The 22,981-nt window shown below is 38.5% G+C and carries 19 protein-coding genes; 11 read left to right on the forward strand and 8 right to left on the reverse strand.

The window, feature by feature from the left end:
• Positions 1 to 59: 59 nt before the first annotated feature.
• From nirD to Q9Q86_RS06015, 4 genes are all read right to left on the reverse strand, one after another.
• A complete protein-coding gene (gene nirD, locus Q9Q86_RS06000) occupies positions 60 to 1,679 on the reverse strand; it encodes a nitrite reductase small subunit NirD (RefSeq protein ID WP_112987230.1) in 1,620 nt (539 codons plus the stop codon).
• An 11-nt stretch (positions 1,680 to 1,690) separates the two neighbouring features.
• Positions 1,691 to 4,237 (reverse strand): nitrite reductase large subunit NirB, encoded by a 2,547-nt coding sequence (gene nirB, locus Q9Q86_RS06005; RefSeq protein ID WP_005402691.1) that lies wholly within the window; start codon positions 4,235 to 4,237, stop codon positions 1,691 to 1,693.
• A gap of 28 nt (positions 4,238 to 4,265) precedes the next feature.
• Positions 4,266 to 5,618, reverse strand: a complete 1,353-nt coding sequence (locus tag Q9Q86_RS06010; RefSeq protein ID WP_004915549.1) for an MFS transporter — start codon at positions 5,616 to 5,618, stop codon at positions 4,266 to 4,268.
• Between the two features lie 350 nt (positions 5,619 to 5,968).
• Positions 5,969 to 6,097 (reverse strand): hypothetical protein, encoded by a 129-nt coding sequence (locus tag Q9Q86_RS06015; RefSeq protein ID WP_017397303.1) that lies wholly within the window; start codon positions 6,095 to 6,097, stop codon positions 5,969 to 5,971.
• A 49-nt stretch (positions 6,098 to 6,146) separates the two neighbouring features.
• On the opposite strand from Q9Q86_RS06015, the gene Q9Q86_RS06020 reads away from it, so the two are divergent.
• The 5 genes from Q9Q86_RS06020 to accC all read left to right on the forward strand — a co-directional run bounded on the left by Q9Q86_RS06020 (position 6,147) and on the right by accC (position 10,733).
• Positions 6,147 to 6,737: an ANTAR domain-containing response regulator gene (locus tag Q9Q86_RS06020; protein ID WP_004915545.1), complete on the forward strand. Its 591-nt coding sequence runs from the start codon at positions 6,147 to 6,149 to the stop codon at positions 6,735 to 6,737.
• Positions 6,738 to 7,751, forward strand: a complete 1,014-nt coding sequence (locus tag Q9Q86_RS06025; RefSeq protein WP_112987231.1) for an ABC transporter substrate-binding protein — start codon at positions 6,738 to 6,740, stop codon at positions 7,749 to 7,751.
• Between the two features lie 702 nt (positions 7,752 to 8,453).
• Positions 8,454 to 8,903 (forward strand): type II 3-dehydroquinate dehydratase, encoded by a 450-nt coding sequence (gene aroQ, locus Q9Q86_RS06030; protein WP_075696438.1) that lies wholly within the window; start codon positions 8,454 to 8,456, stop codon positions 8,901 to 8,903.
• Between the two features lie 26 nt (positions 8,904 to 8,929).
• Complete coding sequence (gene accB / locus Q9Q86_RS06035; RefSeq protein WP_004915532.1) at positions 8,930 to 9,352, forward strand: acetyl-CoA carboxylase biotin carboxyl carrier protein; 423 nt, start codon at positions 8,930 to 8,932, stop codon at positions 9,350 to 9,352.
• 16 nt (positions 9,353 to 9,368) lie between these two features.
• A complete protein-coding gene (gene accC / locus Q9Q86_RS06040) occupies positions 9,369 to 10,733 on the forward strand; it encodes an acetyl-CoA carboxylase biotin carboxylase subunit (RefSeq protein ID WP_004915529.1) in 1,365 nt (454 codons plus the stop codon).
• A 49-nt stretch (positions 10,734 to 10,782) separates the two neighbouring features.
• Here the strand turns inward: accC and Q9Q86_RS06045 are convergent, their stop codons facing one another.
• Entirely contained in the window at positions 10,783 to 11,259 is a 477-nt protein-coding gene (locus tag Q9Q86_RS06045) for a hypothetical protein (protein ID WP_112987232.1), read from the reverse strand.
• Positions 11,260 to 11,463: 204 nt separating this feature from the next.
• Between Q9Q86_RS06045 and Q9Q86_RS06050 the strand changes: the two genes are divergently transcribed.
• Positions 11,464 to 12,954: an amidase gene (locus Q9Q86_RS06050; protein ID WP_112987233.1), complete on the forward strand. Its 1,491-nt coding sequence runs from the start codon at positions 11,464 to 11,466 to the stop codon at positions 12,952 to 12,954.
• Position 12,955: 1 nt separating this feature from the next.
• Here Q9Q86_RS06050 and Q9Q86_RS06055 read toward each other — a convergent pair whose 3' ends face one another.
• Positions 12,956 to 14,128 carry an MFS transporter gene (locus Q9Q86_RS06055; protein WP_112987234.1) on the reverse strand — a complete coding sequence of 391 codons (1,173 nt, stop codon included), beginning with the start codon at positions 14,126 to 14,128 and terminating at the stop codon, positions 12,956 to 12,958.
• Between the two features lie 178 nt (positions 14,129 to 14,306).
• Positions 14,307 to 15,695 (reverse strand): amino acid permease, encoded by a 1,389-nt coding sequence (locus Q9Q86_RS06060; RefSeq protein WP_004954630.1) that lies wholly within the window; start codon positions 15,693 to 15,695, stop codon positions 14,307 to 14,309.
• A gap of 354 nt (positions 15,696 to 16,049) precedes the next feature.
• Here Q9Q86_RS06060 and fahA point away from each other — a divergent pair, with 354 nt between their 5' ends.
• The 4 genes from fahA to Q9Q86_RS06080 all read left to right on the forward strand — a co-directional run bounded on the left by fahA (position 16,050) and on the right by Q9Q86_RS06080 (position 19,643).
• Entirely contained in the window at positions 16,050 to 17,357 is a 1,308-nt protein-coding gene (gene fahA / locus Q9Q86_RS06065; protein ID WP_112987241.1) for a fumarylacetoacetase, read from the forward strand.
• Positions 17,344 to 17,976, forward strand: a complete 633-nt coding sequence (gene maiA / locus Q9Q86_RS06070; protein ID WP_112987235.1) for a maleylacetoacetate isomerase — start codon at positions 17,344 to 17,346, stop codon at positions 17,974 to 17,976. Before fahA ends, maiA begins: the two co-directional genes overlap by 14 nt.
• Before the next feature lie 19 nt (positions 17,977 to 17,995).
• Positions 17,996 to 18,544, forward strand: coding sequence for a VOC family protein (locus tag Q9Q86_RS06075; protein WP_112987236.1), 549 nt, complete (start codon positions 17,996 to 17,998; stop codon positions 18,542 to 18,544).
• 319 nt (positions 18,545 to 18,863) lie between these two features.
• Entirely contained in the window at positions 18,864 to 19,643 is a 780-nt protein-coding gene (locus Q9Q86_RS06080; RefSeq protein WP_112987237.1) for an IclR family transcriptional regulator, read from the forward strand.
• 51 nt (positions 19,644 to 19,694) lie between these two features.
• On the opposite strand, the gene hppD is transcribed toward Q9Q86_RS06080, so the two are convergent.
• Positions 19,695 to 20,750 (reverse strand): 4-hydroxyphenylpyruvate dioxygenase, encoded by a 1,056-nt coding sequence (hppD, locus tag Q9Q86_RS06085; RefSeq protein WP_004954650.1) that lies wholly within the window; start codon positions 20,748 to 20,750, stop codon positions 19,695 to 19,697.
• Positions 20,751 to 21,264: 514 nt separating this feature from the next.
• Here hppD and Q9Q86_RS06090 point away from each other — a divergent pair.
• Positions 21,265 to 22,935 carry an FMN-binding glutamate synthase family protein gene (locus Q9Q86_RS06090; protein ID WP_075696435.1) on the forward strand — a complete coding sequence of 557 codons (1,671 nt, stop codon included), beginning with the start codon at positions 21,265 to 21,267 and terminating at the stop codon, positions 22,933 to 22,935.
• Positions 22,936 to 22,981 lie beyond the last annotated feature (46 nt).

Consider the following 22,981-nt stretch of genomic DNA (forward strand, 5'->3'; position numbering starts at 1 on the left):
GCCTGAATTTCACGTTCTGTTTGGGTTTAGGCACCGAGGAACCTAAACCCCAAAGATGATTAACCTGCTTTCTTCATTGCAAAATCCTTACCAAATAACAATTTATTTCTAAATGTTGAAATTGGTGTTTGATCTGCAATCAATTCCGCATACCACATGCCATCTTCAGTATCACCGAACAGTACCGCACCGATGACTTTATCTTTCTGAATAATGATACGCTTGTATATTTGTCGTTTTTCATCATTCAGGATAATGTCTTCGTAATCTTCTTTCGGTTCAAAATTTCCAGCCGAGAATACATCAACACCACTAACTTTAAGCTGAGTCGGAACGGTTGGTGATTTGAAAGTTAAACTACCGTGTTCTGCCAAGTGTGTTGCACAGATAAATGCTTGTCCCCACAATGGTTCGACGAGACCAAAAGTCTGATTACGATGCTCAATACATTCACCTACTGCATAAATACTTGGGTCAAATGTTTGCATCGTATCATTGACCAAAATACCACGATTACAACGTAAACCAGCACTTTGAGCCAAAGCAATATTTGGACGAATACCTACAGCAAATACGACAAGGTCGGCATCCAACACTGTGCCATCTTTCAGACGTACTTGGTTAACATGGCCATCTTTACCAATCAATGCTTCAGTATTTGCCTCAGTGATAATATTAATCCCTTTTTCTTCAATACTTTGACGCAACATACGACTCGCACGACCATCAAGCTGACGCTCCATAATGCGATCCATCAAATGAAGAACAGTGACATTCATGCCACGTTGCTTGAGACCGTAAGCTGCTTCTAAGCCAAGCAGACCACCACCAATCACCACAGCATTTTTCTTCGTTTCGCAATATTTAATCATGGTATTGACATCATAAATATCACGGAAACTGATTACACCTTTCAAATCCACGCCTTGTACAGGTGGGATAAATGGAGATGAACCTGTTGCAATAATCAAACGATCGTAATCGACACTTTCGCCTTTTTGTGTATGCACTACTTTACGAGTACGATCGATTTTTATAGCAGGATCGTCAGCAATAAATTTGATGCCCTTATCGCTGTACCATGCATGTGGATGCAACATAATGTCATCAATGGTTTTCTCACCAGAAAGCACGGGTGAAAGCATGATACGGTTATAGTTACCCCAAGGCTCTTCACCAATCACCGTCACATCATAACGATCAGGTGCCATGTCGAGTAAATCCTCTAGACAGCGCATTCCAGCCAAACCATTACCAATCAAAACGAGCTTCAGTTTTTCTTGAGAAACACCATTATTGGTAATATAAGTTTTTTGCGGAACAGTACCTACCCAAACTCGACCATTTTCGATTTTGGTTGGAAAAACAGAAAGCTTTTGATCTTTATCTTCTAGGCATCGACCTGTTGCTAAACTGAAGTGTTGTTTGTAAATCGGTGAGGCAATAACACGCTCACCTTGCAAATCACCAATAATACCGCGCGCCATTACATTTGCTTGGCTAAACGGATCTTTATTACTTAATGCATAAATACGTTTTTCGTTCCCTACGCGGAATAAAGCAACGGATTGACCCGCAATAAGTGCACCTACACCTGTATTTGGCGTGATGTCATCAAGATGACACACATCAATCCATTGATTTTCTGAAAGCATATTCATGTCTTTTAGATTTGTCATTTTGATTCTCCTTATGCTTCTACCATCGGGATACGATCAACTGAACGTTCAGCTTCATTTAATGGACGGATCTGATCACGCACTTCAGTAAATTGAATATATGGATCAGCTTGCTCTTCAGCGCTTGCATTAATGTAAGTTTGGAAGCGTTTACGAATCTCAGGATTCTCTACCGCAGTACGCCATTCGTCTTGATAAGTTCCAATTACATGTGCCATGCGATTTTCAAGTTCTTCTGCAAGACCAAGCGAATCATCGACAATCACAGCTTTGAGATAATCTAAACCACCTTCCATGTTGTCACGCCATACACTCGTACGTTGTAAACGATCAGCTGTTTGGATATAGAACATAAAGAAGCGGTCGATATAACGAATCAAAGTTTCAGTATCTAGATCAGAAGCTAAAAGCTCTGCATGGCGTGGTTTCATTCCACCATTACCACACACATATAGGTTCCAACCTTTTTCTGTCGCAATTACACCAACATCTTTACCTTGTGCTTCAGCACACTCACGCGTACAACCCGACACAGCCATTTTTAGTTTGTGCGGTGAGCGTAAGCCTTTGTAGCGGTTTTCTAATTCAATCGCTAAACCAACAGAATCATCTACGCCATAACGGCACCAAGTGCTACCTACACATGATTTCACTGTACGCAATGATTTACCATAAGCATGACCTGACTCGAAGCCTGCTGCATTCAACTCTTCCCAAATAAATGGTAGCTCGTGCAGTTGCGCACCAAATAAGTCAACACGTTGACCACCTGTAATTTTGGTATACAGGTTATATTTTTTAGCAATTTGACCTACAGCAATCAAACCATCTGGCGTGACTTCACCACCTGCCATTCGTGGTACAACTGAGTATGAACCATCCTTTTGGATATTTCCTAAGTAGTAGTCATTACTGTCTTGTAGACCTGCATGCGTTGGTTCCAATACAAAGTCATTCCAGCACGATGCCAAAATGTTTGCTGTCATTGGTTTACAGATATCACAACCTAAACCATGACCATGTTGTTGAATCAAATCATCAAATGTTTTGATTTCATTGACACGCACCAAGTGATAGATCTCTTGACGTGAGTACGGGAAGTGTTCGCATACATGGTTATTAACCGTTACACCTTGACGTTGTAACTCAGACTTTAAAACTTGAGTAACTAATGGCGCACAACCACCACACGCTGTTGCTGCTTTAGTACATTTCTTTAAAGCACCTAAAGAGGTGGAACCATCACAAATGGCTTGGCAAATATCTGCTTTCGATACGTTGTTACATGAACAAATCGTTGCACTGTCTGGAAGTAAATCAACACCGCTACCGCCCGCCTTCGCACCAGAATCAGCAAATCCTGGCATGATTAAGCTTTCAGGTGTTTCTGGCAATGCGATACCATTCAACATCATTTGTAAAAGATCGTTATATTCTTTTGCATCACCAACCAGTACTGCACCCAGTAATTTGGTTTTATCTGCATCGACAACGATTTTCTTATAAACCAATGCATCTTCATCAGCATAGAAATAGCTAAGTGAGTTCGGTGTCATACCATGTGCATCACCAACCGATGCCACATCTACACCCATCAATTTCAACTTAGTGCTCATATCAGCACCAGCGAAACAATGTGTTTCTTCAGCTAAGATATGTTTGGCTGCGATACGCGCCATGTCATATCCAGGTGCAACGAGACCATAGATTTTATTGTCCCAAAGCGCACATTCACCAATTGCGTAAATGTTTTCATCAGAGGTTTGGCAGTAATCATTGATCTTGATACCACCACGCTCACCAAGCGCTAAACCACTTGAACGTGCTAACTCATCACGTGGACGAATCCCCGCAGAGAACAAAATCACATCCGTTTCAAGCTCACTACCATCAGCAAATTTCATTACATGCTTAGCATTATTGCCAGCTTCGATACATTGTGTCGCTTTTTGCGTGTGAACTTTTACACCTAAGTTTTCAATTTTACGGCGTAATACTTTACCGCCTAAATCATCAATTTGAACCGCCATCAAACGTGGTGCAAACTCAACTACATGTGTTTCAAGATTTAAATCACGTAAAGCTTTAGCCGCTTCCAAACCGAGTAGACCACCACCGATCACCACACCTGATGTCGCGTTTAGGCTTGCAGCACGGATCGCATCTAAATCTTCAATGGTACGATATACAAAGCAATTTTCACGATCATTACCTGCAATTGGCGGAACGAAAGCATATGAACCAGTTGCCAGTACGAGTTTGTCGTAACTGATGACATCACCCATACTAGTAGTCACGGTTTGTTCTTTTGTATCAATTGCAATAGCTTTGGTATTTAGTCTTAAATCGATACCATGTGCATCGGCAAAATCGAAACGAGCAAGTGATAAATCTTTCGCTGATTTACCTGAAAAATATTCAGTCAAATGTACGCGGTCATATGCAATACGTGGTTCTTCAGCAAGAATTGTTATCTCTAATTCATCATCAGCTTTCTCTAAGATGGCTTCGATGAATTTATGACCCACCATACCGTGACCAATCATCACTAATTTCATTGTGTTTCTCCTAAAATCTAATCTGAGATTAAGCTGCGCTGTTTTGTTCTGAGCCACGTTCTAAAATTGCTTGTTCAAATAAACGTTGTTCTTTTTCTTTATGCTCTACCGAAAATCGGATAAGCATGACCGAACTCGCAGCAATGACCACTAAGCCACCTAGAACCATTAAACAAGTTTGAATATCCAACATACCTTTCAGTAAGAAACCTGCCGCCACTGCACCAACGTTTCCACCTGCACCGATGATGCCTGCAACACCACCTAGCGCTTCACGATCAATGAATGGAACAAGCGCATAAGTCGCACCACATGCCATGTGTGTGAATAATGCAAATACCGTCATTACGAGAATAGCGAGTACAGGTCCATTCATTTGCGAGAACAACATTAAGAAAAGCCCTTCGCCAAGAATCAATCCAAACAGTACTTTAGTACGACCATCCAAGCCTTTTTTGAGTGCAACTTTGTCTGAAAGAATCCCACCCAATGCACGGGCAAATAATGCGAGCAAACCAAAGATACCTGCTGCTAAACCAGCCTCTTTTAATCCGAAACTAAAGTGTTCGACGTAGTACATCGCAATGATGTTATGGATAAAGATTTCGATACCGAAACAAGCTGCATATGAGAAGAAGAGAATCCATACGCGATAGTTACGAGCAGCATGCATTAAGATTGCTAGACCACCTTTTTTATCGCTGCCAACAACCACACCTTGAGCACGTAACTCTTTGAAATCACCTTGAGGACAATCTTGAGTAAACTTCCAGTAAAGAAAACCTACGATCACCATCATGACACCTGGAACGATTAGTGCGAGTCTCCAACCAAATGCTTGCTCTACACCAAACATCACCAATGCAGATAGTAATAACGGCATGAGTGCTTGTGTTGCCCCACCACCAGCATTACCCCAACCAGCTGAGGCTGCGTTTGCAGTTCCCACGACATTTGGAGCAAACATGATGCTAGTGTGGTATTGCGTAATCACAAAACTCGCACCAATTGCACCAATTAATAAGCGAAAGAACAGAAATGATTCATAACTATTTGCAGAAGCGACACCAAAAACGGGGATACTGCCGATAATCAACAAAGCGGTATATGTTTTACGTGGTCCGTACTTGTCACATAAAGGACCAACGATCAAACGGACTAAGATGGTGATTGCGACTGCTGCGATATTGATATTTGCGATTTGATCTTTAGTCAGATGAAATTCACCTGCAATGACTGGCATTAAAGGTGCACATGCAAACCAAGCAAAGAAACAAACGAAGAAAGCAAGCCAACTCATGTGGAATGCCCGCATCGCTGGTGCAGAAAAGTTAAATAACTTTATTGATGTGGCTTTTTTTGCCGATAAATCTAAAGACATTGCCATCTCCCATACTGAACGTATATTGCTTTGTTGACACAGCACTCTGTGTGAACAAACCGATCAGATCGGACATCGTTGGCCGTCTTACAATTTTTTGGAAAGTCGTCTTTGACTCAATAAATATTTAGCAAATGCTATGCCAACTTTAAGAAAGCAAAGCAAGAAATTATATTAATCATTGTTTTTTAATGATTTTTATAAATAAAAATAGCTTAGACACTACATTTTACCCCTATACAAAATAGGGCTTTATGAGGATGACCCGTTTTAAAGCACAATTCTTTCTGCTTCAAAAGAACTCTTTTTACGCACCAAAACAATACATTTTATGGTTTTAAAACATAGTTCTAAATTTTCTTTGGTTCTGAAATCAATGAACGATACAATAAAGCGCATAATGTAGATGCTAAAGGAGCGATTGCACCGAATAAGAATAACTCCAATGGCACCAATTTTGCTTTTAAAACAACATTCATCGTGCATCGTCTTAAATGCACACACACTTATCGTTTGATCTTTATACTTATGCCGAAACTCAGAATCGCACTTATTGATGATGATCAAGCCCGAGCTGAATACATCAAAACTTGTTTAATTGAACATGATTTTGATGTTGTTGCTTGCTTTACTCTTGATCACCTGAATATTTTCAAATTGGAACATCTTCAAGCAGATGTCATTTTGCTCGATATGGATCATCCACATCGTGACGTTATTGAAAGCTGTGTAAGTAACTTTGACCTACCCACTGTACTCTTTACTAAAAACACTGACAAAGACACCATCAAACAAGCAATTGATGCAGGCATCACTGCCTATATTGTTGATGGTATCGATCCAAGTCGTTTACATACCATTCTGGATATTTCGATTGAGCAATATAAAAAGCATAAAAAACTTGAATGTGATCTAAAAGATGCAAAAACAAAACTCGCAGATCGAAAAGATATTGAAAAAGCGAAAGTTTTACTGATGCAACTTCACGGTCTCACTGAAGATACAGCATTCCAATTATTAAGAAAAAATGCGATGAGTCATCGTATGACCATCGGTGAAATGGCACGTCGTCTACTCGATGCACAAGAGCTTTTAAACAATCAACTAAAGGATGAATAAATGAGCAGTTTAGAAAAAACAAAATTGCAACTTGGTTATATTCCTTTACTTGATTGCGTAGCACTGCTTTGGGCTAAACAACGCGGTTTTTTTGATGAAGAAGGATTAGATGTTCGGCTGATCAAAGAAGCTTCCTGGGCAAGTTTACGCGATCGACTGGCATTTGGTTTACTCGATGCTGCACATTGCTTATCTGCTATGTTACCTGCTGCTGCAATTGGCAATGATCAGATTGGTATTCCCTTACAAACACCATTGGTCTTAAGCGAGAGTCGTGCTTTTATTAGCCTGAGTCAGAAACTGTGTTATCAATTACAGATTCAAAAAGACGATACTGCGGAACAATCTGCTCAAAAGTTAGTAGATCATCTTAAACAAAATCATCCTGTTTCACTCGCGCATGTGTTTCAACATTCTATCCATCATTATTGTTTAAAAGAATGGCTTGCTTTGGCAGATAGGGAACTTGCAAAAAACATTCAAGTAAAAACCTTACCGCCATCGTATATGGTAGAAGCACTAAGCACTCATTTAGTCGATGGTTTCTGTGTGGGTGAGCCTTGGAATACCCAAGCTGAACTAGCAGGATTAGGACAAATTGTATGTTCAAGTCAGCAAATTATCCCAAATGTCGCAGATAAAGTGCTTGCTGTGACACATGATTGGGCAGAACAGCATCCGAATACATTAATCTCACTCACTCGAGCTTTAATCAAAGCACAGCAAGAGCTTAAATCGATTGAAGACTTTGCGCCAATTTGGGACCTTTTAGTCGAATTCGATATTATTCAGTTTGAATGTTCTGAAGAAGTGCATGTAGAAAAATACCATGCCATACAAAATATAGTTCGTCATCTGATTGAAAATGATGCACAACCCAAAGTGACTGACTTTGAATGGTTGTTTGAGCAAATGCAGCAATGGAATGCCTTAGAATCATCATCCGAAATATCTACTGAGCTCGCTCAAAATTGTCTACTGCCTCAGATTTATAAAACAGCATCAGTAAATTAAAGACAAAAAAAGCTGTCTTCAATCGAAAGACAGCTTTGAAAGACCCATAAGAGATACTACGCCAATCGAAAGTTGTCTCTTAAGTACGAAGTATATTATCGAAGCAATAGATATCTTTTTCGGACATTTTCATGTCATTAACTGCCATAACAAATGTGAAAATTCATCATTTTTGCCAACTTACAATTTATACGAATCTGCTTAATTGTCTTAGAGAAATACAATTTGCAAAGTGGATGTTTCATAAACTTTCATAATTTCCCAATGTCAAAAAGCATTTTGCTTATACTCTTTTGTAGTAGACAAAAGCACAATACAACTCTCAGTAAAACAATGCTTTAATCTTAAGAGATGTTTAACTATCGCCTCAACCAAGTTTAAAAAACCAACACTTTCACTCACTTAAGTTATGATCAAAATAAGACTTATAAGTGATTGACTCATCAGTTACACAAATCTCATGAACGATTCGGGTGAGTTCGGTTTAAAATGTTTTAAAAATAAATAAACCTATTTTTTTGTCATATTTTAACATTGCGATTTCCTTGCAAAGTTTTCATTATATGCACCATGCTTGGCATGCAACTTTCTTCACTCAGTAAAAGAAATTATAAAAAAATTGCAGAATTTTGTGCCATAATAAGCAAACTTTGCAGACATCTTGCAAATTAAATTTGCAATTTTAAAATTGGAGCAGGCTAAATGAGCTCAACCATTTTGGTGATTCACGGACCGAATTTGAACTTGCTAGGTAAGCGAGAACCAGAAGTATATGGTTATCTCACGCTAGACGATATTAACAAACAATTAATTGCTCAAGCCAAAGATTCATCTCTTACATTAGAAACATTCCAAAGCAACTGGGAAGGTGCAATTGTTGATCGTATTCATCAAGCACAAACTGAAGGTGTAAAGTTTATCATCATTAACCCAGCTGCGCTCACCCACACTTCTGTCGCTTTGCGAGATGCTTTACTGGGTGTTGCAATCCCTTTTGTTGAAGTTCATTTGTCCAATGTTCACGCTCGTGAAGCATTCAGACATCACTCTTTTCTATCCGATAAAGCCATTGGCGTAATTTGTGGCCTAGGTGCTAAGGGTTATTCCTTCGCACTCGATTACGCTATTGAAAAAATTCAATCTTCTAACTAATTTAGACATTGTAGGAACATGCACTCATGGATATCCGTAAAATCAAGAAACTCATCGATTTGATGATTGAATCTGACTTACAAGCCATTGAAGTTAAGGAAGGAGATCAATCTATTTCATTGACTCGTCCTACTCCAGTGTATGCTGCTGCACCTGTGGCGGCTGCGCCTACAACGGCAGCTCCAGCGGCTCCAGCAGCAAAAACTCCTCGTGGTGCTGTTGAAACATCACCAATGGTTGGTGTGTTCTATGCCGCTGCAAGCCCTGGTGAGGCACCATTTGTTAATGTCGGTCAAACCGTTTCTGCTGGTGAAACACTCGGAATCATCGAAGCAATGAAAATCATGAACCCGATCGAAGCAACCAAGAGCGGTGTGATTGAAGAAATTCTTGTAAAAAATGGTGAAGTCATCCAATTCGGCCAACCGCTTTTCCGCTACCGCGCTTAATAAGTTGGGGATTTCTATGTTGCAGAAAGTATTAATTGCAAACCGTGGTGAAATCGCCTTACGAATAACTCGGGCTTGTAAAACACTTGGTATTAAAACTGTCGGTATCTATTCAGACGCAGATAAAGATTTAATGCATTTACGCTTTGTCGATGAAGCGGTATGTATTGGACCAGGTACAAGTAGCGAAAGCTATCTGAATATTCCTGCAATTATTACTGCCGCAGAAATTACAGGTGCTGATGCGATTCACCCTGGTTATGGCTTCTTGTCAGAAAATGCTGAATTCGCAGAAATTGTTGAAAACTCAGGCTTCATTTTCATTGGTCCTCGACCTGAGCATATTCGTTTGATGGGGAATAAAGTCTCCGCGATTATTGCAATGAAAAAAGCTGGCGTACCTACTGTTCCTGGCTGTGATCACGCTGTTACCATTCACAATGCATTGGCTGAAGCACGCGAGATCGGTTTCCCATTGATCGTGAAAGCGGCAGCTGGCGGTGGTGGTCGTGGTATGCGTATTGTTGAACGTGTCGACACATTACTTGAGTCTGTTCAAGCCGCTCAACGTGATGCTGAGATGTGGTTTGGCGACGATACAGTTTATATGGAACGTTTCCTGCAAAAGCCTCGTCATGTTGAAGTACAAGTACTAGGTGATGGTAATGGTCATGCGATTCATCTATATGATCGTGACTGTTCATTGCAACGCCGCCATCAGAAGGTTCTAGAAGAAGCACCTGCTCCAAACTTACCTGAACAAGCGCGTGCGGATATTCTTGAAGCTTGCGTAAATGCTTGTAAGTTAATGCAATATCGTGGTGCTGGGACATTTGAGTTCTTGTTTGAAGATGGTGAATTCTTCTTTATCGAGATGAATACACGTGTTCAAGTGGAACATCCTGTTACTGAAATGGTGACTGGAATTGATATCATTGAACAACAACTTCGAATTGCTGCAGGTCTTGGCCTAGATATCGAACAGCATGAAGTTGAAGTGAAAGGTCATGCGATCGAATGCCGTATCAATGCAGAGGATCCAACGACATTCTTACCATCACCAGGTAAAATTGAAAGTTTTTATGCACCTGGTGGCGCAGGAATTCGCTTAGATTCTCATATTTATCAGGGTTATAGCATTCCACCATACTATGACTCGATGATTGCAAAACTAATTTCATATGGCAAAGACCGTGAAACTTCTTTAGCTCGTATGCGTCAAGCACTTGATGAAATGATTTTGACAGGCATCAAAACCAATATTCCATTACACAAAGATTTAATCTTAAAAGATAAAAACTTTTGTGAACAAGCAATGGATATTCACTATTTAGAAAAACATTTGTTAAAGCAGCTTGAACCGCAAGCTGAGAAAGCATAATAAAAAAGCCTCTTAAGAAATTAAGAGGCTTTTTTATATCAACTACAAATTATGGCAACACACGACGCAAGGTCGCAAAACACTTCTCACCTTTCTCATTAGCACAGAAATCAATCGTATGTTCGTTTGACCATTTCACGAAGTATTGAGAAACCTCACCTGTCTGATCCTGTTTTTGTCCTGAGCAATCAGTTTCGTTATTGTCATATTTGATTTGCAAAATTAAAGCAGGTAATCGTTCCTTGTGATCTTCTGAAGGTTGATAATCATATAAGCCATATGACCACTCATTACCGCTTTTAATCACAACATCGCTCATTCCTCGAAAATTGTAGTATTCGGTACACTTCTTATTATTTGGAATTTCCATTCCCCACAACCCCATAATTTCAGGGCGTGTAGTTACACGGATCGCATTTGCTTTCGCAGCTTGTTGTACTGTTGTTGCTTTATCAGTTACGACTGTATCCGCCATAGTCCATGTCGAGAAAGCCCATAATAATCCAATAATATAAATATTTTTCATAGATTTAATAAAGTCGTCATCTTAACGTCGCATAGGCTTAACTTAGCATATTTTTATTTAAAATCACCCAATCATAACCATATAAACACAATATTTTTTATATGGATTTTATTTGATTGTTATCCGATTTATTTCGGGTATTCTAGATATTTAAAAAATAGATATTGTTTACTTTATAAAGAGTTAGCTTTAGGGATAAAAACCATGAATTTTTCTGAATATGTACAATATGATGGTCTCGGACTAGCCGCATTAGTCAAAAATAAAGAGATCCATGCTTCTGAACTTTTGAAGATTGCATTAGAGCGTAATGAAAAGGTAAATCCTAAACTTAATGCCATTATCATTCCAATGTATGAACAAGCCAAACAACGCGCTCAGCAAGAGCGTCATGGGGCGTTTGCTGGTGTTCCCTTTTTAGTTAAAGACCTATTTCAAGAATACCAAGGTGTTCCAACGTCATATGGAAGCAATTCACTAAAGAAGTTCAACTATACGCCTGACTTTAATGCAGAAATTGTCAATCGTTGGGAAAATGCGGGGATTATCACTTTTGGTCGCACGAATACCCCAGAGTTCGGAATCAAAGGAATTACTGAACCTGAAGCTTGGGGTGCATGCCGAAATCCATGGAACTTAAAACATAATAGCGGCGGCTCATCGGGAGGGTCTGCTTCTGCTGTAGCAGCTGGAATCGTTCCTATTGCTGGTGCTGGTGATGGTGGTGGATCTATTCGCATTCCTGCATCCTATTGTGGACTATTTGGATTAAAACCGAGCCGAGGACGAACTCCTTGGGGACCTCAATACAGTGAAGCGATGCATGGTGCTGCAATGCAGCATGTTTTGTCTAAATCAGTCCGAGATAGCGCAGCAATGCTTGATGCTGTACATGGGCCAGAACAAAGCTCTCTGTTTAGGATTCAATCACCTGAACAAAAATATATAGATATTATTCAACAAGCTCCTAAGAAATTAAGAATTGCTTTTAATACCCAATCCCCAATCGGAACCAAGGTATCGAAAGATGCGATTCAAGCCGTCGAACATACAGCAAAACTATTAGAATCACTTGGGCATATTGTTGTTGAAGATCAACCACAAATTAATGGACTTGAACTCGCAAAAGATTTTATTACTACATGGTTCAGTCAATTCTCATACATGCAAGCACAGATCAAATTAATGTCGGATACCACCGATGATGATTTCGAACTTGATTCGGTGGCTTTAGCAGCGTTTGGAGCAAAAACGAGTGCAACCGAATATATTCATACTTTAAATAATTGGGGAAGCTACAGTACACAGATGAACTTGTTCTTTGAGCAATATGATCTGTATCTAACCCCCTCAACAGCATCTGTTGCTCCTAAAAATGGTGAAATTGTTACTCCTGCTTGGCAGAAGCCGATTTTAAAAGCTTTGCTCAAAGTCGGGAAAGCACATTATTTAGCTCAAGGAAAACTCGTCGATAAAATGGTTCAGGATAATTTGAGCTGGGTCCCATTTACTCAATTAGCAAATGTCACGGGCTTACCTGCTATGTCCGTACCGCTATATTGGAATAAAAATGGTTTGCCTTTAGGGAGTCAATTTATTGCGCCTTTCGGACGTGAAGATCAATTACTGCAACTAGCAGCACAATTAGAACAAGCACAACCTTGGATGCCTCAGTATCAAAATATTAAAATTTAAATTAACTTTTGGCTGCTGCTTCCACCCGATTCGGCAGCCAATAGATCAGCAATAATCCGAATAACACCACTACACTTGCATATAAAAAAATTGTTGCGCCAGTTAATTGTTGCCAATAATGCCCTGCCAGTAAACTTCCTGAAGCTACTCCAAGTCCCCACATCGTACTGTATAGTGCCTGCCCGCGACCTTGTTGCTCAGGTGAAAAGTTTTGGAAAATCACTTTCATAGCAATTAAATGGAATAAACCAAAACTAAATGCATGAAGACATTGAGCTAGAAACTGCCCGAAATAATTGGTTGTGAGAATTCCAACCAAAAACCAGCGCAAACTAGTCAAAATTAGACACAGTGCCACTAATGAACGCCATGAAAACCGTGTGAAAAACAACTTTTGCGCTACGGCAAACATCACAATCTCAGCGATCACACCTGCTGCCCATAAACTGCCAATTTGAGTCGTGCTAAATCCTATTTCCTTTAAAAAATTACTGTAAAAGCTATAAAAAGGTGCTTGAGAAAACAGTAATATAAACTCAATCGTAAAAAATGCTGCAACAGTCGGCTTTTTTAATACAGGAATGAGTGACTCTAATTTCTTTTGTGAGCTCGGCGCATGTATAGGCTCTTTAATACTAAAAGACCATAAAAATGCAAGAAATGAAACAGCTAAAAGTAAAATCGGCAACATAGAAATTGGAATAATTTCCAACGACGCACCAATCACAAAAACACCTACAATAAAACCGACAGAGCCCCACTTCCTTACTTTTCCATATAGTTCCGCTCTTTTTTCACCCAACCAAAATAAAGTGACACCTTCAAATTGAGCCAAGATCGCATTTTGAAAAAAACTAAAGATCAACATCAGCAAAGCAACGGATTGAAAACTGTTTGGAATCACAAAAATTGCAAACCAAATACAAGCTTCCATCCAAGTTGCAATGCGAACCAATAGCATTCGCTTACCAGACTTATCAGCGATCCATCCCCAAATTAATGGCGCAAAAAAACGCGTAATAATTGCGATAGAAGACAAAATCCCAATTTCTTGATAATTAAAGCCTTGGTCTTGTAAATACAAGTTCCAATACGGCATGAATGTTCCAACTATCGAATAGTAAAACAGATAGAAACCACCCAGTCGGGTTTGAATGTTTAAAGACTGGAACAATGCAAATGCCTTTTGCTATTTGAAGATTGAAATGAACAACTAGCATGTTCATTTTATAAGGCTCAAATTTTAACGTATTTCTGCTCAATAGATATAACAACTCCAACTGAAAAATAGACAAATAAAAAAGGACCGAAAATTCATTCAGTCCTTTTAGATGCATTATGAAATGTGCTATTTAAACATCTGGATTCAAAACCACGTTTGGTTCAGCATTGCGCAATTTACGCAACTTCACTGCATACGCAAGCATTAGACATAAAATCCATGCAGGTATCATCATCACTGCGATACGCATATCTGCTGTCAGTGACATGACCACCAAGATACCCAACATAAATACGATGCACAAATAGTTACTGAATGGATATGCAATACTTGGGAATTTAGTTGTTTCACCTTGCGCCAGCATAGCTTTACGGAATTTTAAATGTGTCCAGGAAATAACAATCCAGTTGATCACAATCGCTGCAACCACAAGCATCATCAATAAACCAAATGCTTTTTCAGGGAAAATATAATTCAAGATCACGCATAATACTGTTACGAATGCTGAAACCAATACGGCATTTGTTGGAATACCATTTTTATTGATTTTCTTTAAGAACTTCGGTGCATTACCTTGCTGAGCCAAACCCAATAACATACGGCTGCTGCAATAGCTTGTACCGTTATAAACAGACACTGCTGCAGTCAAAATAACGAAATTGAGCATCGTAGCTACGCCTTGACTATCCAATGACGCAAATACCATGACGAATGGGCTACCGCCTTCTGCCATTTGGTTCCAAGGGAATAATGCAAAAAGTACAAAAAGCGTCGCAATATAGAAAATCAGAATTCGATAGATAATTTGATTCACCGCTTTTGGCAATGTTTTATCTGGATCACGAGCTTCAGCAGCTGTGATACCGAACAATTCAATTCCACCGAATGCGAAGATAATCACAGCCATTGCCATTACTAAACCTTCAACGCCAAATGGGAAAAATCCACCCAGAGCCCAAAGGTTACTAATGCCAGCTTGAGGTCCTGCTGTACCTGTGGCTAATAAATAAGATCCAAAGCCAATCATTGCTAAAATAGCTAGAATTTTGACGATAGAGAACCAGAACTCCATTTCACCAAAAAGCTTAACATGCAATAAATTGATACCGTTAATTAAAAGGAAAAACACCAGTGCGGATGCCCATGTAGGAATCTCTGGCCACCAATATTGGATATAAAGTCCAATCGCACTTAATTCAGCCATACAAACTAAAATATTGAGTACCCAATAGTTCCATCCTGACATAAAGCCAGCAAATGAACCCCAGTACTTATAAGCAAAATGACTGAATGAACCGCTTACAGGTTCTTGTACAACCATTTCACCTAATTGTCGCATCATCAAAAAAGCGATAAATCCAGCAATTGCATACCCCAGGATAACTGATGGTCCTGCTAGCTTGATTGATTGTGAGATCCCAAGAAACAATCCTGTACCAATTGCACCACCAAGTGCAATAAGTTGGATATGCCGATTGCTTAAACCGTGTTTCAGGTTTCCTTGCTCAAGTTTTGACATATGATTATTCTCATCCTTGTCACGTAATTTTATTGTATTAAATTACGTATATCATAAATTAATCACTATTGCCTATATGAAATCGAAAAATATTTAATCTACTTTTCTCGTAAGTGCGCATCTAAGCAGAAAATCAAAGAAATAACAATAATTATAATATAAGTAATTAAATTATGTATTGCGTAATTAGAATTTTTAAGTATGATGGAAGATATTCAGCAAACTTTAGTGGTTTGATTAAGACTCAAAATTCATTAAAAACACTTCTATACCTATGTTTTTAATAATATTAATCAAACTCAAATGCATTTTTTAGCTACGACATAGCAAAATTAAAGACAAGGAAAGTAGATGATGGCTCAAAAACTTACTTCATTTATTGAAATTGACCCTCAATCAGATTTCACAATTCATAATTTACCTTACGGTATTTTTAGTAAAACACCTGAGGGTGAAAAGCATGTCGGTGTAGCAATCGGTGATTGGGTACTTGATTTGGCAGAGCTTGCTGAACAAGGGCTATTAGAAATTAATGGAAAAGAAAATTATTTTAATCAACCAACTTTGAATAAGTTTATCGAATCAGGTAAAAGTTCGTGGCAATCCGTACGTAAAGCTTTACAAGCTCTTTTATCTGCTGAGAATCCATTATTACGAGATAATGCTGAACTTAAAGAACGTGTCTTAATCAAACAAGACAACGTTATTTTACATTTACCTATTCATGTACCAGGTTATACAGATTTCTACTCATCTAAAGAACATGCAACCAATGTAGGTACCATGTTCCGTGATCCTAAAAATGCACTACTACCTAATTGGAGCGAACTTCCAGTCGGTTACAATGGCCGTGCAAGCTCAGTGATTGTGAGTGGTACGGATATCGTTCGCCCTTCAGGACAAATCAAGTTACCTAATGACGAACGCCCTATTTTTTCTGCGACTCGTAAACTTGATTTCGAATTAGAAACGGCATTTATCGTCGGAAAACCTACACAGCTCGGTCAACCTATTGCAATTGAAAATGCTTGGGATCATATCTTTGGTATGGTTTTACTCAACGACTGGTCTGCACGAGATATCCAACAATGGGAATATGTGCCATTAGGACCTTTTAATGCAAAGACCTTTGCAAGTGCGATTTCACCATGGGTTGTGACGATGGAAGCACTTGAACCGTTTAAAGTCAAAGGACCTGTTCAAGAACCAAAACCGCTTTGCTATTTACAAGAGAATGTTGCAAATAGTTTTGACATCAAACTCAGTGTAGAAGTTCAAAGTCCCCGCTCAAAAGAAACAGACCTCATCTGTGAGACTAACTTTAAATACATGTATTGGTCGATGGCTCAACAACTTACACATCACACTATTGCAGGATGTAATGTCCAAGTTGGTGATTTGATGGGTTCTGGCACAATCTCTGGACCGACTGAAAATTCATATGGCAGTTTGCTCGAATTAACATGGAATACAACTAAACCTCTAACGCTTTCAAACGGAGAAAAACGCGGATTCCTTGAAGATGGTGATCGCGTCATCATGAAAGGTTACTGTGAGAAAGACGGCATTCGCGTTGGTTTTGGTCAAGTTGAAAATACAATATTAGCCGCACATACATTTGCGTTCGCTGAGCATGAGGCTGAACAGTATGAAACTGTATAGTTATTTTCGTAGTTCAGCAGCATTCAGAGTTCGTATTGCGTTGAACCTAAAAGGTTTGAGCTACGAGACTGAAGCGATTCATTTAGTTAAAAATGAACAACGCAGTGCTGAATATCAAGCTTTAAATCCAAGCTGTCTTGTACCTACACTTGTAGACGAAGACCAAGCATTTTTACAATCTTTGAGTATTTTGGAATATTTGGAAGAGCGCTATCCAGATACTAGCTTACTTCCAAAAAACTTAATTGAACGCGCAAAAGTTCGTGCTTTTTCACAAGCCATTGCATCGGATATTCACCCATTAAATAACTTAAAGGTTTTGAAATATTTACAAAATGAGCTTGATTTAAACGATGAACAAAAAAGTCATTGGTATAAGCACTGGATTTTAGAAGGCTTCGATAGTCTCGAAGCACAGTTGCAAGCTTCCAATGGAAAGTTCTGCTTTGGTGAGCGTCCTAGCTTTGCAGATTGCTGCTTAATACCACAAGTTTACAATGCCAAGCGTTTTAAAGTTGATCTTACGGCATTTCCAAAAATCGAATCAATTTATCAATATTGCCTGACACTACCAGCTTTTCTTCATGCTGCGCCAGAACAACAAGCAGATTGGGAATAAGGATAAAAGGAGTTTAATGATGACATTCCAAATTAAAAAAATTCATCACGTTGCTTATCGTTGTAAAGATGCAAAAGAAACCGTGGATTGGTATAAACAGATGCTCAATATGGACTTCATCCTAGCATTCGCAGAAGACCACGTCCCTTCGACTAAAGCTTTTGATCCTTATATGCATTTATTTTTGGATGCAGGACAAGGCAATGTATTAGCATTTTTTGAATTGCCTACTCAACCTGAAATGGGACGTGATGAAAACACGCCACAATGGGTTCAACATATCGCATTCGAAGTTGAAGACCAAGCAACTTTATTACGTGCTAAAGAACATTTAGAAGCAAATGGTGTCAAAGTTTTAGGTGTAACGAATCATGGTATTTTCCATTCAATTTATTTCTTTGATCCAAACGGACATCGTTTAGAGTTAACCTATAACGATGTACATGCGGATGCAAAAATTGCCCGTATCACAGAAGAAATGAAAGTCGAGATGCTTGAGGAATGGAGTCGTACCAAACGTGCGCCACTCCACACACATTTCTTACATGAGGAAGAATTAGGTGCATAAAGAAATTTGATAGGTATATTCTGATCAAACTCTGAATGACTTAATAGACATCTAATCGGTATTGAGAGAAGTGCTCAATACCGATTTTTAATGCATAAAATGAGTAAACTTAATTCATTTAATGTCATGCTATCATCTTGAAAATCAAATATGATCTACGTTCAAACCACTGTATGCTTATACAATTCTTTAATTTGAGTCATTTAAAAAGATGATTTCAATTTTGCATCATGCTCAGGCATTATTTAATCGAAATTCTGATGTATTTATACAAATTTGACCATTACTGCTAGATAAAATTTAAATGAAGGGTTGTTGAATGATTGAAGAAAAATTATCTGGTGGGGTTCAATCGCTTGAAGTCGGTTTATCCGTATTAAACGCGCTGTTAGAACATAATAAACCGATTATTTTAAAGGATTTATCAACTAAGCTTGATATGCATCCTGCTAAAGTTCACCGCTATTTAGTAAGCTTAATTCGTATGAATTATGCGAAACAGCTTGAAGATGGTCAATACGCTCTAGGCGATCAAGCATGGCGTTTAGGTTTGAGTTGCATTCAACATACTGATGTTTTGCAATTAGTTCAGCACTTGATCTATAACCTTCAAAGTAAAATTGGTTGTGGTATCCAAATCAGTAAATGGTCGCCTCAAGGACCACTGGTTGTACAGTCAATTGAATCTAACCATCCCATTTCAATTGTAACCAAAGTCGGTTCAATCATGCCATTAGTCAATTCGGCAGCGGGTCGAGTTTTTGCTTCTTATTTACCTGAAGCTGTGGTGAAACCTTTAATGGATGCAGAATGGACTAAAGCTGCACTCAACCACTATCCAATCAAACCACAAACATGGGATGATTTTTTAGTTTTGAAAGACAAAATTCTGCATCATGGAATGGCGATCGCACAAGGAGATCTACTTGTTGGGATCAATGCCGTTGGCTTACCTATTTTCAATGCTCAACGAGCGATGGAATTTTGTATTGTGGCACTAGACAGTGAAATGTTTCTACCGCTACACGAAGGCAGTGAAAAACTTGAACTGTTTAAGAATGAAGTCGCAGCAATTAATCAATTCATTCAAACTAGATAGTAAAAAAAAGCCAAGAATTTGATTCTTGGCTTTTTTGTTCATAGCAGCAAGTTACTTCGCTTCTAATACACCACGGCGAATTTGATCACGTTCAATCGATTCAAATAAAGCCTTGAAGTTACCCTCACCAAAGCCATCATCATCTTTACGTTGAATAAATTCAAAGAATACTGGCCCAAGCATATTTTGCGAGAAAATCTGAAGAAGTAGTTTCTTCTGACCGTCTTTGGTATTGCCATCGAGCAAAATACCACGCTTTTTCAACTCTTCAGTTGGCTCACCATGCTCTGGTAAGCGCTCTTTCAACATCTCGTAATACGTTTCAGGTGGAGGAGTCATGAACTCAAGACCAAGCCCTTTCAGCTTATCCCACGTAGAAAGTAAATCATCTGTAATAAATGCGATGTGTTGAATGCCTTCGCCATTAAAATCAGCGAGGAATTCAGCGATTTGACCATTTCCTTTATCTGAATCTTCATTTAAAGGGATACGAATCATACCATCTGGTGCTGTCAATGCTTTAGAAGTAAGACCTGTGTATTCGCCTTTAATATCGAAATAGCGAATCTCTTGGAAGTTGAAAATCTTTTCATAGAAATTCGCCCAATACTCCATACGTCCTTTATAAACATTATGAGTTAAATGGTCGATTTCATTGAGACCCGCACCCTTTGGATTTTTCTCAACATCATCAAAGAATACAAAATCGTTTTCGTAAATATCACGATCTACAAGGAAGATTGGCATCCCACCAATTCCTTTAATCGCAGGAATATTGAGTTCCATTGGACCAGCTTGTGAATACATCGGTTCTGCACCAAGTTCGATTGCTTTCTTGAAAGCTTTCGCTGCATCACGTGTTCTGAAACCCATCGCACATGCTGATGGTCCATGCTCTTTATAAAAGAATGAAGCATAAGATTCAGGCTGATAATTCAAAATAATATTGATATTACCTTGGCGCCATAAATAAACTTTTTTAGATTTATGCTTTGCGACTTTGGAAAAGCCTATTGTTTCAAAGATTTGATCTAATCCATTTTCCGTCGAAACAAACTCAATAAAAGCAAATCCACATAGCTCTAATGGGTTATCTAAAATGTCCATCTAGTTTCCCTTATTTAGATAAATTCATCCGTTTTTAATACTGTACAACATGTTTTATTAATTTTCGGTTGCAATAACTACCTTTAACAAATCATGTGAACTATCGATCAAAGAGTTGGATAGATAGAATTCTTTTCAATCATCCATGTTCTTTTCACGGTCCTAAAACTAGCCAGAACAACACAAAATTGTTTTGGTTTTCTACGATGAATTAATGCTACAAGAAAGCTCAAATTTATGCAATACATAATTAAATTATGTTATATGTAATTAAATTGCTTTTTTCACCTCTAATAAGTGATTAAAACCATTATTAATCCTATTAAAACGCGACAATGTAGTGATACTTTTTTTCACATCAAAACATCCTTAAGAAGTTTCAAAGCGTAAAAGTTGATGGAATATTAAAACATTCTAGAGAACAATTCTCATATCTAACAATTCATTACTTGAGGTCATAATCAGTTCTTGGCATGGTGCTATTATCAAAAATGATTAAAAGGTATGATTGTTTATGGCTAGCCCAGCCCAAGCGATAAGACATAAATTACTCAATACATTCTTCTCTAGACATTCGATTTGGTTTCTTTGCATATTTATTGCACTTAGCATTACGTGGTTTAAAACAATCTACACGCCACATAGTATTTACTACTTCATTTCTGACACTTTATTAAATGGTTTGTGGCTGGTTACGAGCCTGTTAAGTGTTGTTGGATTGTATGATTTACTCCAAAAAAAACATGCCATTTTAAGAAACTACCCAATCATTGGTCATTTTCGTTTCTTTTTCGAAGATGTCCGTCCTGAAATTCGCCAATATTTTATAGAAGCGGATCAGGATGCCTTACCTTTTTCTCGTATGCAGCGAAGTTTGGTTTATCAACGTGCAAAAAATGAAAATGCTGATAAGCCCTTTGGTTCAATTATCGATGTATATGAGCCAAACTATAGATTTATTGTGCATTCGATTGCGCCGTGCCCACCTGCAGATACAGAAACATTTCGTGTACTGATTGGAAATAACCAATGTAAACAGCCATATAGTGCTTCCATCATGAATATTTCCGCTATGAGTTTTGGTAGCTTAAGCGCAAATGCCATTAGAGCTTTAAACAAAGGCGCCAAATTGGGTAACTTTTATCATGATACAGGTGAAGGCAGTCTCAGCCCTTATCATCTAGAACATGGTGGTGATATCGTTTGGCAAATTGCTAGCGGTTATTTCGGTTGTAGAACAGCGGAAGGACTTTTCGATCCTGAAAAATTTGTTCAACAAGCTAAAAATCCTAAAATCAAAATGATCGAGTTGAAACTATCTCAAGGTGCTAAGCCTGGGCATGGTGGTATATTACCCAAGCATAAAATCACAGAAGAAATTGCACAAATACGAGGAGTTTCAAGAGAACATGATTGTATCTCGCCTGCAAAGCATCCTAGTTTTAATACGCCTATTGAGATGATGCATTTCATACAAAAGTTAAGAGATTTATCAGGTGGTAAACCTGTCGGTTTTAAACTTTGTATCGGTCAACCATGGCAGTTCATGGGTATTGTTAAGGCCATGTTGGAAACTAAAATTGTTCCTGATTTTATAGTAGTTGATGGTTCAGAAGGCGGAACAGGTGCAGCACCGATTGAATTTAGTGATTATATTGGCACCCCCTTAAGAGAAGGATTGCGATTTGTTCATAATACCCTTGTAGGCGCAGGTCTACGCAGCCAAGTTAAAGTTGGTGCCAGTGGAAAAATCATTAGTGCTTTTGACATTGCAAGTACATTTGCTTTAGGTGCAGACTGGGTCAATTCTGCACGCGGTTTTATGTTCGCTGTTGGTTGTATTCAAGCTCAAAGTTGCCATACCAACCAATGTCCAGTCGGAGTTGCAACGCAAGATAAAGATCGCCAGAAGGCAATTGATGTTCCAAGTAAAGCTGAACGAGTGTTTAACTTCCACAAAAATACATTGCATGCATTATCAGAAATGATCGCTGCGGCAGGACTCAAACATCCATCAGATATCAAAGCACATCATCTCGCTCAGCGTATGAATGATCGTGAAATCAAAAATTATGCCCAGATTCATTTCTTCTTAAAAGAAAATGAATTACTACAAGCTGATTTAAACGATGATGAGAATTTCTATTATCGTATGTGGAAATTGGCTAATGCAAAAAGTTTCTAACGAAATTGAGCCACTCTTTGAGTGGCCCAAGTTTAAAAAATATGGT

Source organism: Acinetobacter sp. A22, from assembly GCF_030913345.1.
Taxonomy (GTDB): Bacteria; Pseudomonadota; Gammaproteobacteria; order Pseudomonadales; family Moraxellaceae; genus Acinetobacter; species Acinetobacter junii.